16 protein-coding genes are annotated in these 15893 nt (G+C 39.5%); 5 read left to right on the plus strand and 11 right to left on the minus strand.

Annotation, left to right across the window (positions count from 1 at the left end; genetic code table 11):
• Positions 1-5 precede the first annotated feature (5 nt).
• Positions 6-1535, plus strand: coding sequence for a sulfotransferase (locus C7Y70_RS06560; RefSeq protein WP_135473857.1), 1530 nt, complete (start codon positions 6-8; stop codon positions 1533-1535).
• Here the strand turns inward: C7Y70_RS06560 and C7Y70_RS06565 are convergent, their stop codons facing one another.
• From C7Y70_RS06565 to C7Y70_RS06605, 9 genes are all read right to left on the minus strand, one after another.
• Positions 1536-2381, minus strand: a complete 846-nt coding sequence (locus tag C7Y70_RS06565) for a sulfurtransferase (RefSeq protein ID WP_135473859.1) — start codon at positions 2379-2381, stop codon at positions 1536-1538.
• Entirely contained in the window at positions 2314-3549 is a 1236-nt protein-coding gene (locus C7Y70_RS06570; RefSeq protein ID WP_135473861.1) for a capsular biosynthesis protein, read from the minus strand. Before C7Y70_RS06570 ends, C7Y70_RS06565 begins: the two co-directional genes overlap by 68 nt.
• Positions 3550-3620: 71 nt before the next feature.
• Entirely contained in the window at positions 3621-4028 is a 408-nt protein-coding gene (locus C7Y70_RS06575) for an adenylyltransferase/cytidyltransferase family protein (protein WP_135473863.1), read from the minus strand.
• Complete coding sequence (locus C7Y70_RS06580; protein WP_135473865.1) at positions 4025-5092, minus strand: CDP-glycerol glycerophosphotransferase family protein; 1068 nt, start codon at positions 5090-5092, stop codon at positions 4025-4027. The genes C7Y70_RS06575 and C7Y70_RS06580 overlap by 4 nt, the downstream gene beginning before the upstream one ends.
• 92 nt (positions 5093-5184) lie before the next feature.
• Positions 5185-5601 (minus strand): group 1 truncated hemoglobin, encoded by a 417-nt coding sequence (locus C7Y70_RS06585; RefSeq protein ID WP_135473867.1) that lies wholly within the window; start codon positions 5599-5601, stop codon positions 5185-5187.
• A complete protein-coding gene (locus tag C7Y70_RS06590) occupies positions 5601-6434 on the minus strand; it encodes a DUF3034 family protein (protein ID WP_135473869.1) in 834 nt (277 codons plus the stop codon). The genes C7Y70_RS06585 and C7Y70_RS06590 overlap by 1 nt, the downstream gene beginning before the upstream one ends.
• Positions 6421-8736 carry an EAL domain-containing protein gene (locus C7Y70_RS06595; RefSeq protein WP_135473871.1) on the minus strand — a complete coding sequence of 772 codons (2316 nt, stop codon included), beginning with the start codon at positions 8734-8736 and terminating at the stop codon, positions 6421-6423. Before C7Y70_RS06595 ends, C7Y70_RS06590 begins: the two co-directional genes overlap by 14 nt.
• The gene (locus tag C7Y70_RS06600; RefSeq protein ID WP_099294808.1) at positions 8729-9388 is read right to left on the minus strand and encodes a methylamine utilization protein; all 660 of its coding nucleotides are present in this window, start codon (positions 9386-9388) and stop codon (positions 8729-8731) included. The genes C7Y70_RS06595 and C7Y70_RS06600 overlap by 8 nt, the downstream gene beginning before the upstream one ends.
• A gap of 159 nt (positions 9389-9547) precedes the next feature.
• A complete protein-coding gene (locus C7Y70_RS06605) occupies positions 9548-10654 on the minus strand; it encodes a phosphoribosylaminoimidazolesuccinocarboxamide synthase (protein ID WP_099294809.1) in 1107 nt (368 codons plus the stop codon).
• A gap of 211 nt (positions 10655-10865) precedes the next feature.
• Between C7Y70_RS06605 and C7Y70_RS06610 the strand changes: the two genes are divergently transcribed.
• From C7Y70_RS06610 to C7Y70_RS06625, 4 genes are read left to right on the plus strand one after another with little or no spacing between them, the layout of a single operon-like run.
• Entirely contained in the window at positions 10866-11939 is a 1074-nt protein-coding gene (locus C7Y70_RS06610) for a CDP-glycerol glycerophosphotransferase family protein (RefSeq protein WP_245321381.1), read from the plus strand.
• Between the two features lie 17 nt (positions 11940-11956).
• Entirely contained in the window at positions 11957-12646 is a 690-nt protein-coding gene (locus C7Y70_RS06615; protein WP_135473873.1) for an ABC transporter ATP-binding protein, read from the plus strand.
• Entirely contained in the window at positions 12643-13962 is a 1320-nt protein-coding gene (locus C7Y70_RS06620) for an ABC transporter permease (protein ID WP_135473875.1), read from the plus strand. The genes C7Y70_RS06615 and C7Y70_RS06620 overlap by 4 nt, the downstream gene beginning before the upstream one ends.
• Before the next feature lie 49 nt (positions 13963-14011).
• Positions 14012-14473, plus strand: a complete 462-nt coding sequence (locus C7Y70_RS06625; RefSeq protein WP_245321396.1) for a DUF3299 domain-containing protein — start codon at positions 14012-14014, stop codon at positions 14471-14473.
• Between the two features lie 43 nt (positions 14474-14516).
• Here the strand turns inward: C7Y70_RS06625 and mutM are convergent, their stop codons facing one another.
• Positions 14517-15326, minus strand: coding sequence for a bifunctional DNA-formamidopyrimidine glycosylase/DNA-(apurinic or apyrimidinic site) lyase (mutM, locus tag C7Y70_RS06630; protein ID WP_099294813.1), 810 nt, complete (start codon positions 15324-15326; stop codon positions 14517-14519).
• 1 nt (position 15327) lies between these two features.
• The gene (locus C7Y70_RS06635; protein WP_135473879.1) at positions 15328-15843 is read right to left on the minus strand and encodes a hypothetical protein; all 516 of its coding nucleotides are present in this window, start codon (positions 15841-15843) and stop codon (positions 15328-15330) included.
• Positions 15844-15893: the final 50 nt, after the last annotated feature.

The raw sequence follows: 15893 nt of genomic DNA on the forward strand, positions 1-15893 counted from the left end.
AGCTTATGCAACTAACATCAGCCCAAATTCAGCTTCAGCAGCAAATTGAGCTTGCAATTACGCAAGGCAAATTCAATGATGCTCATTACATACTAGTAAGCAACTTAACACAGGATCCAACTGGTCACTTTAGTTACTTTTTGTTGGCACAAGTAAACTTAGCCGTTGGCGATAAAAACAAAGCACAAAAGCTACTTGAAAAAGCACTTAGTATTACAGAGCAGCCCCTGTATTTTGCTCATTTAGCTAAAATAGCGGTACTGACTGGGCAACTAATTAACGCGCAGCAGTACATAAATAAAACGCTAAATAGTGAATATGATGATGCGATTTATAATGACCTCATTGCTAACGTACTGACTCGTTTAGGGCATTATCAAGAGGCACTCAACTGGCAAAAAAAAGCCTACCTGCGCGATTCATCAACTCCTCAAATAAGTTACAACTTAGCAATTGGCTATAAAGTTATGGGCGAGTTTGACAAAGCACATAATTTATTAAAGCAATTAATAACGAAGCATCCTTTGTACTTTCAAGCACATTATTCACTGGCAGAGCTCAATAATACTGACTCTGCAACAACACATCTGGCACAACTTAAGACGTTAGTAAAAAGCGAACTTGCAACGCAAGACAACCACTATGCACAACACGCCATCGCGCTCAATTATGAGCATAAAAAGGACTACAAAAATGCATTTATCGCTTTTAATGCAAGCAAAAATACAATAAACCAACTCGTAAAATATAACCCTGATCAACACAGTCAATTCTGCCAACAACTAATTAGCTTTAGCCAGCAGTTCTCGACAACACAAACCGACAATACCTTTGCGCCCATATTTATTGTCGGCATGCCACGCTCAGGCACCACATTAATGGAAAAAGTCATAAACCAGTCTGCGGCAGTTCAAGGTGTAGGTGAACTCAACGACATTGCTCAACTATGCCAAGGAGGCAATAAGCAGATTTTAAATAGTGAGGTATTAACCGCCGCCTATAATAATAAAGATACAGTTGAGCAACTTAATAATTATCAACAACGCGTGAGTCAATTAGTAGCGCCGTCATTACGTATTTGCGATAAACAACCGTTTAACTTTTATTATATTGATTTGATTTTAGCCGCTTTTCCACAAGCTAAAATAATTTGTATGCAACGAGGGCAACAAGCTAGTTGTATTGCAAATTTCCGTCAGCTTTACAATCCTGCGAGTGCTTTTCATCATTACAGTTATGATTTAAACAATATAAACCGCTTTTACGACGACTACTGTAGCCTTATAAATCACTTCGCGAGCACATATAAAAACAACGTCTTGATCATGCAATACGAAGAGTTAGTAACTGAACCTGCCTGTAACACGAAAAAGGTATACGCTTTTTGTAATTTAGAGTGGAAAGCTGACTGCTTAGACTTTTACAAACAACAAAGTCCCTCGGCTACAGCCAGCAAAGTACAGGTACGCCAACCATTAAATAACAAGGCTATTAACTATTGGCGACACTATGATTTTGCAATTAATTCATTATAACTATGCGCGCTTAGGGCAAGGGCCGGTTTCGATGGGAAGTTCATCTCGTGCGCCCCACTCACTCCACGAACCGTCATAAACGTGTAAACCTTGATAACCACATTCCTCAGCAAACAAGGCTAATATGCATGCGGTTACCCCAGAACCACAACTAAATTGCAGCTGAGTTTGTTGATCAACAACCGTAGCGAAGGCCGCTTTAATTTGCTCAATTGATTTAGCTTCGCCTTTAACAAGTAACTCAATAAAGGGCAATGAAAGGCTGTTTGGGATATGACCACTGCGCATACCGGGTCTGGGCTCAGCCATCTCACCTGTATAGCGTTTATAACCTCGCGCATCAAGCAGCAGGACATTATCATCATCAATGCCATTAAACACCGCAGCGGCATCTATGAAGTAGTCTGCTCTTGGTTTAGCAGTAAAGTTCCCTCTATGCTGGTTGTGGCTATATTCGACTTGAGTGAGATAGCCCAGAGACTGCCATTTAGCTAAACCACCACTGAGCACTTTAACATTATCAAACCCCATTGCTTTAAACATCCACCACCCGCGAGCAGAGCTAAACAACCCTTGGTCTTCATATATGACAACTAGCGAGTCGTTATCTACCCCCATCGATTGCATTTGCTCAGTGAACTGCTGAGGACTACACATAGTGTGCGACAAGCCACTGGATAAATCAGCGAGCTGCTTTTTAAAATCAAACCGCTGGGCATTTGGGAGTTTAGTATCTGGTTGGTATCGCCCTGGTTGCCCTGGGCGCACCATACCCGCATCAAAGATAACGAGTTTTGAATCGTTTATGTGTTCGTTCAACCACTGGCATGTGACAATGTTGTTCATTGTGTTCCTTTACTTCATTTACTTGCTGAGAAAACGCATCAAGGCCGAGCAAACGTTTCTCGACAGCTTCAACATGATCTTTAGAGCAATCTTGCCACCTTCCTTGAACAGAGTAAACATGCTTTAAATAGCTAAAAAACGTATCTTTTAAATGTGAATCGACTTGCCAACCATGCATTACTTGCAAAAGCTGATTACGCAGCGCGATTTCATTTGGTGCATGTAACACCAAACCATCGATGTTATAACATGCCTGCCCAAGGGTGATAACACGCTGTCCAATTAACAGCGCCTCAATACCAACGGTTGAATTTACTGTTACAACTGCTTGTGCATTTTCGATTAAATCAGCGGTGACATTACCATTTGCAAATAGTGCTTGGGGATGCTTTTTGTATAGATGAGGATAATGTTTATGCCACGATGGATGCTCCTTAAAAACAACTTTTAATTGCGGGTCATTCAATTCCTCCACAGCCTCCATCACCTTATCATAAAGTGCTTCCATAGAATGTATCCAGGGCGAATAGCTCGCAATCTGTGTATCATGGGGCACTTGAAATGGCACAAAAATATAGCGTGCTGGCAGTTTGCTCTGCACAAACTTTTTGCGCTTTTTATGATTTGCTCTAGGCGTTAGCTTTGGGATATGTACATTGAAATGCTCAGGAAGCTCAAAATTTTCATAAAACTCACGTTCACGCTTTACTGACGATGCAAAGTTTACACCTTTAGGGTCTAAGCAACTCGTATTAGGCAGCAACCCATTCTCATAATAAAACACATTTATGCCTAGCCTTTTAGCTGCCTTTACAACCGTTACGTTAGGCAGTTTATTGCCATTCCAAATAACTAAATGAGTCGGTTTTTGTTGTTCAAATAAAGCTAAGTATTTGGCATAACGGCAGCACTCAATGATATTCAGGAAAAATGCATAAAGCATAGTAAATATATGACTGTTCCACATACTGTTTTTGGCTTGCTTACGTTTTATCTGAGTAGCAATAATATCGTCAAAAGAAGTATTAAGTGCTTGAGGTATGTATTTTAAAGCGCCAAGCATTGGCTTACCAAAGATATGTATGCTGGCACTAATGTTAAGCTGAGAAATTAGTTTTTTATAATAACGGGCGTGTACATTACGACGGGATACAAATAGAAAGTGCATAATGGGCTTATACCAATATTTATAGGTTGGTATAAATATTAAGCCGCCTTTATGACTATTGGATTGCTAAATCATGACAACGAGGTGACTGGTTTTCTGACAACTTCTATTATTTCAGTTGTCGAAATTGATGGAGTGCGAGGTAAGTACTTAACTTCGCATAAATTACTAAACTCATCAAAACGCCCGGCCCAATCATCTCCCATAACCAGTAAATCAGCCTGTTTTTCTATAATATACTGACCTTTTAGTTCAAGTGAATGTTCAATAAACACTTCGTCAACACAGCGTAATGAACTAATAATTTTCACCCGCTCTTCTTCACTGTAAACTGGGTTACGACTCTTTTTAGACATATTAAGCGCATCAGATGAAACACCAACAATCAAATAGTCGCCAAGTGCTTTAGCTCGTTCTAAAATATTGATATGCCCCACATGGAAAATATCAAACGTACCAAAAGTAACAACCCGTTTCATGAATTTTCCTCTAAGTAATTAACTATACGCAGAGCTGCAAAACCATCTATTTTTCCTGCAAGCTGTGCTATTAATCGTGCTTTATTTTCTTTAAAAGCTTGGCTCTCTTTGTAAGAGTTGTCAATCATCGAAGCTACCTCCGTATACTTCCTGGCAGGGTGACAAATTTGATTAAAATAATGAATGTCATCATCTAATCGCTCTTTCAAACGAAACGAAAAAATCCCACGGTAGCTCCATCTCAATTTATAAAAATCACACCAAATAACAGGCTTTTTTAAGGCTGCAAATTCAAAAATTGCCGATGAGGCATCAGAAAGCATAATGTCCGAAATAGCTAAAAATGGAGTTAAGTCAAATTGATTTGTATCAGCAACAAATACATTATTACTTTGCTGCCAGCGCGCTAATTTAATACGTTGCTTTTTATAACGAGGCTTTGTTAGGGAGAAAAAATGCGGCTTAATAATAATGTTGTATGCAGAAAAGTCTTCTGCAAATGCGTCACTCATACACTCTATTGAGCTAGGGTAAAATGTCGGTGCATACAATAAAGTCGGCTTTTTAGGATCAAGACCTAATGACGTCAATTGAATTTTTTCAACAGAATGATCAAATAGCGGGTCTAATTTAGCATACCCTGAGTCAACAAAGTTACCCTTTGGATAGAGCGCTTCAAGGCGTTTTTTTCTGTGCTCTCCCTCAACAAAACGCACGGTCATACCTGTATTAGATACATCGTAATAGCATTGCTTTGGCCCAATACCATGCTGCATCATGGCCGTTTTCTTGTTCAATGCTTCGCTTTGTGCGAATGCATTACCAAATATAACCCAATCAGCATGACACGTTTGATAAAAATCAAACGCTTCTCCTGTATTGGCTAACCACACTGCTTCGATCTGGTTATCTGTTATAAATTGCTCACAAATAGCGATAAGCTCAGTGTCTTGAGACTTATAAAAAACCAACACGCACTGGTGGCCTTTTCCAGTTAGTTTTTTTATAACAGGTAAATATTGGGGGATATAATAAATGTGCTGAACATCAAAATAAGCAAACATATTTTACATTTAATTAACGATAACAAAGACCATTGTACATAAATCAATGCACTTTTTCAGCCATAACTATGAAATATAGGAGCTATTTTTGATTAAATACGAATAATCTCTGGTCGTAATGGTGCCATTTTGGCTAATATTTTATTCTGTATAGTATGGCTAATATTTTGCTCCTCCATGGCACTTATCAATAAATCAACTACACGATTAAAATCAGCCTCCGTAATATTCATACCAGTGTGAATAGCAACCATACTATCACCTGTGTACTCACAGGGGCCATCAGTTAAAGCACATAAATGGTTGATAAAGCCATTACGAAAATGAGCAACGTTTGCATCCCTAAAGTAGGCTAAGATTTTGTCATCATTACCAATTTGGTTAATAAAACTATCGGTTAAACGCTCAATGCCCTCATGGCCATTAAGTTGTTGATAAAGTGTTGTATTGGGAGCTGATTTACACGCAGTTAGCAATACGACAAATAAAACACATACTGTTATTTTCATTACCAATACCCTGTTACAGATAGATACCATCCGGTTTGATCTTTAGCCCCAGCAATACTGCCTAGGTCAAGCCAAGCAGCTGTTATACTTACATATTTATTTGGCATCCAAGCTACAAATATATCCTGCCAATTTTGTTCACCTAACCCTAGATTGTTACTTTTTTGACGATACTCCACGCCCAAAGCAATTTCGCGGCTAAGAAAAATAGCGGTGCTACCTTCAAACAGCAACTCTTTACTCGCATTCTCACCACCAAAGCCAAGTAAACCTAGCTGATTAGCATCGCTGTAGCGAGTAGTTAAGTTCCAAAATACGTTATACCCTGCTAAAGCACCTAAATGTAATTTGCTAGCAGCTAAGTAAATATCTGTTCCGCTCGTTTCTTGCGCGCCCACAAGCGTGGCAACAGTTCCATCGTCAAGCGACTTGTGCTGTGCCCCTAGGCTTAACTGCGGCCATGAACTGTAAACTATATCACCATACAGTCGTACCTTTGCTGCAGTAATCGATTGCTCTATGGTGGTGTTTAATGCTAGCACTTCAAAACGTTGCTGCGCATAACTTAATTCCACACGATCCAATACATTTACTTGTGCGCCACAGACATCTAGAGAGTAATCGCTGACATCAGCTCGGCTGCAAAAGCCATTTACAGCAAATTCTTCATCGCTAGCATAACCCGCAAGCTGTGCCCAAGGAACAAGCCCACCACCAGCGCTCCCCTCTACTTGCGAGACACCAGGCGTACCCAATAACTTGCCTTGACCTGCAAAAGAATCTAATGAATAAAATACAATAAGCAATGCGAAAAAAGTGTTATGCCAATTCATTATATTGCTCCAGCCATTGTTCAAATAAATCCGCTTTTAAAGGTCTACTTAAATAGTACCCTTGGATATGGTCACACTTAAGATCTTGCAGTATCTCTAAAGACTTTTGTGTTTCTACACCTTCAGCGACCACTGAAAAACCCAGTTGATGGCCCAATGTAATAGTTGATTTTACTATGAATTGGTCTTTTTCTGACTCATCCAGTTTTAATATAAAACATTTATCTAATTTAAGCTCATCGATAGGAAGCATTTTTAAACGCCCAAGCGAGGTTTGACCAACCCCATAATCATCAAGCGATATTTTAACCCCTATCGCTTTAAGCTTGTTCAGCGCTTGAATACCTTTCTCTTCATTCTCAATCATATCCCTTTCTGTTAACTCAATTGTTATTAATGCAGGAGCCACAGAATAACTTTTTAATACTTTTAATAAGTTCGCATGAAAGCCTGGATAAGCAATATCTTGTGCGGAAACATTGATTGCAGCTTGCATAAATATGCCTGCGTGTTGCCATTGTCCAACCTGCTTTACAACAGTATCAATAACCCACTCAGTTAGCTCTACAATTAAGCCTGACTGTTCAGCGAGATCGATAAACAGCTCAGGAGATACCCAACTACCGTTTTTTCTTTGCCAACGGATCAAAGACTCCACTTTATCTACTTTTTGAGTCGCAAAGTTAAGTTTCGGCTGATAGGTCATAAAAAGCTGCCCATCATCATCTGCAATTGCTTGTTTTAATTCATCAATAATGAGTAAACTCTCTAGATGCTCCTCATCTTCACCTTCTCTATAATGGTGAATATTTTCATGCTCATTAGTCGCGCTATCAACGGCAATCAGTACGCGTCGCATCAAGTCATCTGGTGCGGTTCCTTGATCTGGATAGCTAACAACACCGGCACTAAAGCGTAAATTGATTTTTAGTTTTTGTAACATGTAAGGCGTTTCTAGTAACGCCATTAATCCTGAAATACCCTTTTTCAAATTTTGGCTAGAAGTCGTTGGAAAAACAGTTAAAAATTCATCCCCACCGATTCGAGCGTGAAAGCCCCCTAACTCATCTGAAAATTCAGCGATACGGCACGCTACAGCTTTTAAGCAATCATCACCGACTCTAGGTCCTAACTTATCGTTGATATGACGAAGCCCTTTGATATCGATAGCGACTAACGTGTAATCTTGATTCTTAGCAAGAGATTCATTTAATACCTCAAGCATGGCTGAGCGATTATAAAAACCTGTTAACGTATCATGCTTTGCAGCAAAGCTGATTTGTTGCTCACGCTCATTGATATCATTACCCATGTTTTTAAACGCATCTATCAATGTTTTAATTTCGGTGCTTTGCTTATTACTCATTGAATCAACGCTGTAATTACCCTGCGCGAATTGCCGAGCTAAACTCGCTAGTTGAGATAAGGGCATAGTCAGATTTTTGGCGAGTAAGCTACTGGCAACAACGCCAATGATAATTGTTAAAGCAGCCAGTAAAATAATGGTAAAAAACAAGCGCTCAAATTCAGTATAGCTTTGTGTTAGATCAGCACTGAGTAAAACATTAACCGAATGGCCTTTCAATGATGCAAGGTGTAAATCACGATTGCGGTAAATTACTTGCTCTCCAAATATGCGAGAGGTGGTTGCTTGATAAAAGTAATCATTTGGCGAAAATGGTGATGGCCTTGATAATAATGAACTGCGTACTAGCCCATCTTGCTCAGCAATAAAGCTCACATCCATATTGGTGAGGTTTTTTAACTCAGTCGCTACTTCATCGGTTATCTTAAAGCCAACCAAACTATACGCAATTGTTCGAGGTGCTCGAACTGGCAGCAAAATCACTTGGTATAAATCGTTATCAAGCACGACAAAATTAGATTGCTCTGCATTCGTTAACAGCTCATTCATCATTTGCTCTAAATCATTGCTAAACTCTTGGTTAGGTTTATTAGATGAAATTAATTTACCTGATAAATCAAGCAGCAGCATAAGCTCAGCATCAATTCGCTGACTATGATTGTACAGCACACTACCGATAGTATCTGCATCTCGCGTAGCGACGGCTTGCTTAAATCCAAAGTCAGACGTTAGTACCTTTGCGGCCGTTAATAGCAAGCTTTCTTTTGCTGTTAAATATTGCTTATAAACATTCTCAGCCACATTAATATCTTGCGTGACTTTTTTCTCATTGAACTGGCTTGTGGACCACCAAAAACTAAATAAACTTACTACCGTCGTCAATAAAACAAGGCCGACACAAACTATGATAACTCGATTTTTTAAGCTATTAGTCATTATTAGCCTTAAACTTATTACCAAATGTATTTCGCGGTTTTGGTGATTGCGTAGCAATAACAACAGTCACACTACCGACCGCGTCTTTAGTTAGTGCTAAAGGCGTTTTTTCTTCTAGAGGTATCGTTTGTGTAGAGTGCCAAAACGTAAGTTGAGCAGGCAAAGTAACATCATCAAGTACAACATTCCCATTGCTATCACTTTGATAAACGTGTTCGCTACTAGCAACGTAAATATACCCTACCATCGAGTCATGGATGTTGCATCCAAGCACCACAACCCCGTCAGTATCAAATTCAATAGGCTTATCTGGTTGCCCTGAATATAACTTTAATTGAAAGGGTTTTGCTTTAGAAAAAGAGTACACATGATGACGGATATTGTCGCTATTAGGAAAGTTAACTTGCTGGCCTTTGCGCGCGATAAGTAACGTTGGAGCAAACCGCTTGTCAACTTGATCCATTATGAGTTTAGGTAGCTTTTCAGCGTTAATATCAGAGGATTGAGCATTAAGCTCAATAACTGCATCAGGTAATGGCTGACCATGTTGATCTTTAACATTTACTGTAATATTTGCGGCAAAGGTAGCATAAGAAAAAAACAACATACTAAGCATTGCTAAGCAATTAATGATAATTCCTTGCACGACCATTTTATTATCCTTTGTGTTTATAACCACATTAATTATTTTTTATCAGGATGTGATTAAGTTAATTGAACTATGACTTCAATTGCAAGAATAAAAGCCCAATTACACTAAATAATAGTTAATCATTGGGCTTTTAAAAGTCGTTTTATTAAATAATGATAATTAAGACTTAGAAATAAGACCGTATTGCTCATCTAAGATTGCAATTACTTCACCGCGAGGGTCGCGTGGAATAGTAACTTCATGACCTGCAATTTTACTTGCGATACCTACATAAGTATCAGATACGGACAACATAACTGACTCTGGTAATACATAGTCTTGCGCTAACTGTTCGCGCTCTGCCATACGATCCTTATTTAACAGCACATCACTTTCAGGCACATTGTTAATCAATAACTGACGGAACCCTTCTTTAGAGTTTTCAATGATTTTGCCGTTGCGATAGGCTGGACCATCCCAAATTCGTGATGAATCAGGGGTACCTACTTCATCAATGTAAATAAGTTTATCTGTGCCATCAATATCTTCCACGTACCCAAATTCAAACTTTGTATCAACAAAAATCTGATCCAATTTGGCAAGCTCGGCGCTGATCAAGCCAAACCCTTCTACGAGTAACTTTTCGTATTGCGCAACATCGGCCTCAGACTTGAAGTTAAATACAGCCAGATTATTAGTGATGTTATCTCGGGTAATATTCACATCATCAACTTCAGGAATGTCATCAACACCTGTAATAATTCCTTTTGTAGAAGGTGTTATTAGTACTTCGTCTAGTTTTTGATTAGCTGTTAAGCCTTCAGGTAACTCTAAGCCACAAAAATTGCGCACACCTTTGCTGTAATCACGCCACATGCTACCTGTAATATACTGACGTGCAATCGCTTCAACTTTAACAGTGCTCGCTTTACGAACAATCCATACATAAGGATGGGGTATATCAACAATATGATTACCAGCCAAACCGGCTTGATCAAACAGTTTAAACCAATGAGAAGCCACAGTATTTAAAGCAATACCTTTGCCCGGCACACCACTGAGCCCATTTTCGCCTTGCCAAATGCAATCAAACGCAGAGATACGATCAGAAATCACCATAATGGCAAGCTCAGTTCCCTTAGGAACTTTATACCCTTTTTCACTGATCAAGCGTGCACTGTCTTCGTCTGTTAACCAGTAAACTGAGCGTACTTTACCACTGTGAACAGGGCCTTTTGTACGAATAGGTAAATCATCGTTTACGTCTAAAACTTTATAGCTAGTCATGCTATCTCCGGATGTATGGCATGCTCATAATGAGCATAAGTATGGTATTGGGGTTATGAGGTGCTAATAATAATCGAGACGAGCCAAAAGCTCAATCTCCGCGCTTTTATACATAGCTCACAAATAAGAGGTAAAAGGTTATTTCAGTGTAATTTTGCTGTCATAAACAATATAGAGTTATAATATGGGCCTTTTCATTGGGGGACTATACTTGGACTATTTAACAGCAACTAAAAACAAAAAATACTTAATGTATATTTCTCAAAATTACTCTTATGCTATTTTAAGGCCATTACAGCAAGAGATAATAACTCAAGGAGGTGAGGTAAAGTGGTTTTTGGAAGGAGACGAAGTTACATCAAATTTCCTAAAAGATAATGAAGCTCAGCTATTAACGATTGAAGAAGTTATCAGGTGGTCTCCAGATGTTTCATTCGTTCCAGGAAATGTTATCCCTCCTTTCATTCCGGGTATAAAAGTAGGCCTTTTCCATGGGTTCAATTCAGGCAAACTAAATCGTAAAGGCTTTGAAGATCACTTTAATATCAGAGGGTGTTTTGATTTATATTGTACCCAAGGTCCTAATACAACATCGAAATTTGAACAACTGTCAAACCAATATAAGCACTTTGCTGTTAAAGAAACTGGTTGGCCAACATTGGATCCCCTATTTAACCCAGACACCAAAAGTATTTATACTCAGCCTGATGATAAAAGAAAAACCCTATTAATTTGCTCAACATTTTCAAGAAACTTATCTCTGGCACCGAAGCTTTATCAAACAATAAAGACTTTTAGTGAACAAGGTAAGTGGCGTATTTTAATGCAGTTTCATCCAAAAATGCCACAACAGCTCGTTGCGCAATATAAAGCATTACAAAATGAAAACTTAACCTTTATTGAAACAGATAATGTATTACCACTTCTAAAAGCTGCTGACGTTATGCTCTGTGATACATCATCAATTTTATTAATGTTTATTTTGCAACGAAAACCAGTCGTCACTTTTTGCAATCAAAATCCAGGAAAGCACCTTATTGATGTCACGGATCCTGAAAAGGTAGAAGCAGCCATTGAGCTTGCTTTAACTCATCCAGTTCAGCTAATGGACGATATTGAGTCTTTTTGTCAACAGCTTCATCCATACCAAGACGGCCTATCGAGCCAACGTGTACTTGCAGCATGCAATGAATTAGTATTAACAGATCCAAAACTTAAGCCCAAACCGCTTAATTTAATTCGAAACTTAAAGATGCGTAAAAAGTTAAATTATTGGCGTTGGTAATTATTATATAGGTTTTTATGATCACACTTAATAATGTACTTTTCAAATGGCACAAACAACAAACCAAGCCAACGCTTAGTATATCTGCATTACACATTGCAGATGGAGAACATGTTTTTTTACATGGACCTAGCGGCTCTGGTAAATCAACCTTATTGTCATTGTTAGCTGGTATCAATACTGCCAACTCAGGTACCGTAAAACTTTTAAATACTGACTTAACAGCCTTAAGTAACCGTAAACGTGATGTTTTTCGCTCTGATCATATAGGGTATATTTTTCAGAATTTTAATTTACTTCCTTATTTGTCACCCATTGAAAATGTGATGCTAGGTTGCCAGTTTTCGAAGCCTCGCCAGAAAAAGGCGCTACAACAAAGTGACTGTATAGAGCAAGAAGCCGCAAGGTTATTAACTGCGCTTGGTCTCACAACGGAACACCACCAGCAAAACGTAGCAAATTTAAGTATTGGTCAACAACAACGCGTTGCTGCCGCACGCGCTTTTATTGGTAGCCCTGAACTTATTATTGCCGACGAACCCACATCAGCCTTAGATGCAGCGAATCGAACAGCGTTTATCGAACTGTTATTTGCACAAGCTAACTTAGTGGGTAGTACGTTGGTATTTGTAAGTCATGATGAATCCTTGCAAGCACTTTTTAACCGCTCAATTAGTCTTGTTGATATTATGGAGCAAGCACAATGATTTTAATAAAACTTGCTTATAAGAGCCTACTCAATCGCCGTGGCAGTGCATTTTTGACCTTGTTTACTATTGCTATAAGCGTCATGTTGTTATTGAGTATTGAGCGTGTCCGCGTTGACGCCAAAAGCAGTTTTAGTAATACGATATCAGGTACCGATCTTATTGTCGGCGCCCGTACAGGCGATATACAACTGCTGCTTTCCTCGGTTTTTCGTATTGGTCACACCAACAACGGTGTTAGCTGGCAAAGCTATGAGTACATAAAACAGCAACGTGGTGTTAAATGGACTATTCCATTATCACTTGGCGATAGCCATAAGGGGCATGCAGTACTTGGAACCAGCCCTGATTACTTCACACATTATAAGTATGGGAAAAAGCAAACATTATCGTTCCTCCAAGGTAGCCCATTTAATCATTTAAATGATGTTGTTATTGGTAGTGAAATTGCTTCAACACTGGGTTATAAAGTCGGTGAGAAAATTATTATCTCCCACGGCATGGGCAATACCAGTTTTCACCACCACGATGATAACCCATTTACCGTAGTTGGTATTTTAAACGCAACAGGGACACCGGTTGATAAAACCTTACACATTCCGCTGGCTGCGATAGAGCTAATGCATGGCGGCAGCCACTCTCCCACTGACCATGGACATGAGCATGACCATGACCATGACCATGACCATGACCATGACCATGACCATGACCATGACCATGACCATGACCATGACCATAATGCTGAAAACCTCATTGGCGAGCCAACGCAAATTACTGCTTTTTTAATGGGATTTGACTCGCCACTGTACACCTTGCAAATCCGTCGTAATATTAATCAATATAAAGATGAAGCCTTGCTTGCAATCATGCCTGGCGTCACTTTGCGTGAGCTTTGGGAAATGCTATCAATTATCGAAAAAATCTTATTGCTCTTTTCTGGTGTGGTTGTATTGGTTAGCCTATTAGGAATGTTAACCACCCTGCTGGCAAGTTTGAACCAGCGCCGTCGAGAATTGGCAATCTTGCGCTCTGTGGGAGCGCGGCCTTGGCACTTATTCTCACTGATCAGTATAGAATCATTATTAATCACTTTACTGGGCTGCTTACTTGGCTGTGGACTGTTTTACGGATTAATGAATGGAGCCGCTGGCTTTTTACAAAGCAACGCAGGTATTTCAATCACCGTCTCTTGGTTGTCACACTATGAACTAGCGCTGATCGGCGCTATCATGGCGGCAGGCTTTATCGTGGGGCTTATTCCCGCAACGCGTGCATATTTTTACTCACTTGCCGATGGCATGAGTATTAGAATTTAAGAGGAACACCATGCAGTATATTCAAAAACTTAGCTTATTAGGCGTCGTTATGATTAGTTTAGCGATGAGCTTTTTCAGCTATGCGAATGCACCAAAAGAAATTTTTTGGGAAGATTTAATTCCTAAAGGCCATGTACAGATAGACACCCAAGATCAAGCAAATCATGAAGGCAGTGAACAAAACTGGGTTCAGCCTGACCTCGATGCGCCAGTCGTTAAAGAACTTGATGGTAAATCAGTAAGTTTACCGGGGTTTGTGGTACCACTTGAAGGTGATAGCGAAGTGATCACTGAATTCTTATTAGTGCCATATTTTGGAGCCTGTATTCACGTACCGCCACCGCCACCAAACCAAATTGTACATGTAACAATTAAAGGCGGTGTGCCTATCGAAAGCTTGTATGATGCAATCGTTGTAACAGGTGTTATCACTACAGAAACATGGAGTGGAGATATCGCACAGGTTGGCTACAAAATAAAAGCGATTGGAGTTGCACCATTTGAGCTGTAAGCCTAATTTTAACCTTGTAAGTGTTGCTTACAAGGTTTAATACCTATCGCTGGCATTGACTGCAATAAACCGTACTACGCTGTCCTAAACGTATCTCTATTAATTCTTTTTTACAGATAAAACAAGGCTCTCCTTTTCTGCCATACACCAATAATTGCTGAGCAAAATAACCAGGCTTACCATCACTTTGCGCAAAATCTTTTAATGTCGTGCCGCCTTGTACAATCGCAGCTGCTAAAGTTTCTTTTATAATGGGCACTAATTTTTGATAACGAGCTAAAGAGACTTTGCCAGCTTCGCGTTTTGGATGAATGCCCGCTTTGAAAAGCGATTCATTCGCGTAGATATTACCCACCCCGACGACAACTGCGTTATCCATTATAAATTGCTTAATCGCCGTTTTTTTATTGCGTGATTGTTCATACACACGTTTGGCTGTAAATTCATCGGTTAATGGCTCAGGCCCCAGTTTACTCAATAATGTATGGCATTCATCAGGGGCTTGCCATAAGCAGCAGCCAAACCGTCTCGGGTCGTTTAACCTAAGCGCTTTGTCATTTTCAAAAATAAACTCAATATGGTCATGCTTTTTAAGTGGCTCAGTTTTATCTACAACCCGTAAATTACCAGACATACCCAGATGTAAAATCACGCTACCAAGCTCACAGGTAAGCAGTAAATACTTCGCCCTGCGCTCGACAGCAACAACGGGGAGGTGAGTTATTTGGTAAACTTCGTCAGGTACCGGCCAACGCATATTTGGGTTGTGAATATTCACCTTAACCACTGTTTGTTGCAAAATATGTGGGGTTATCCCCATACGGCTTACTTCGACCTCTGGTAATTCAGGCATACTATTTAGACTCACTCGGTAAAAACTCAAAATTCACGAATAACTGCTGGGCTTTATTTACATCAACTAAAAACACCCGTTGTGTACTTTTATCTAACAAATAATATCCTTGTGGTGCGCTGTATAATTGATACAGCCAAGGTAATTGCTCACCCGCTAACCACAGCGTTGCAACTGTTATTGGTTGGGCTAGCTTTGCTGGTGATGCATCGCTCACACTGAGTTCGGCGCTTTGCCAATCATTTATAAGTTTAACAATGTTTTCTTGGTTTGCAGGCCACTCGCTACTGGTTGAACCTTCAATAAGGGGCATACTTCGCCACGCGGTGCCTATGCGCTCAATTTTTTGTTCTGGAAAACTAAGTGCAAGAATAAAGCTTTGGGTTGGCAGGACCGTTTGTATACTTGGCTGCTCAGGCACACTATTTAGCTTTTTATGAAGGCCATTAAAAAAGAAGATCATCAATAACATAGAGAAAATTAAAACATTGTTCCATGCTTTGCGACTAAGCTGCATTTGAGACTCTTTACTGAAGATTCAATTCACTAAAGTGTAACTAAAAAACA

The organism is Pseudoalteromonas sp. KS88, assembly GCF_004766475.1.
In the GTDB taxonomy this organism is placed as follows: Bacteria; Pseudomonadota; Gammaproteobacteria; order Enterobacterales; family Alteromonadaceae; genus Pseudoalteromonas.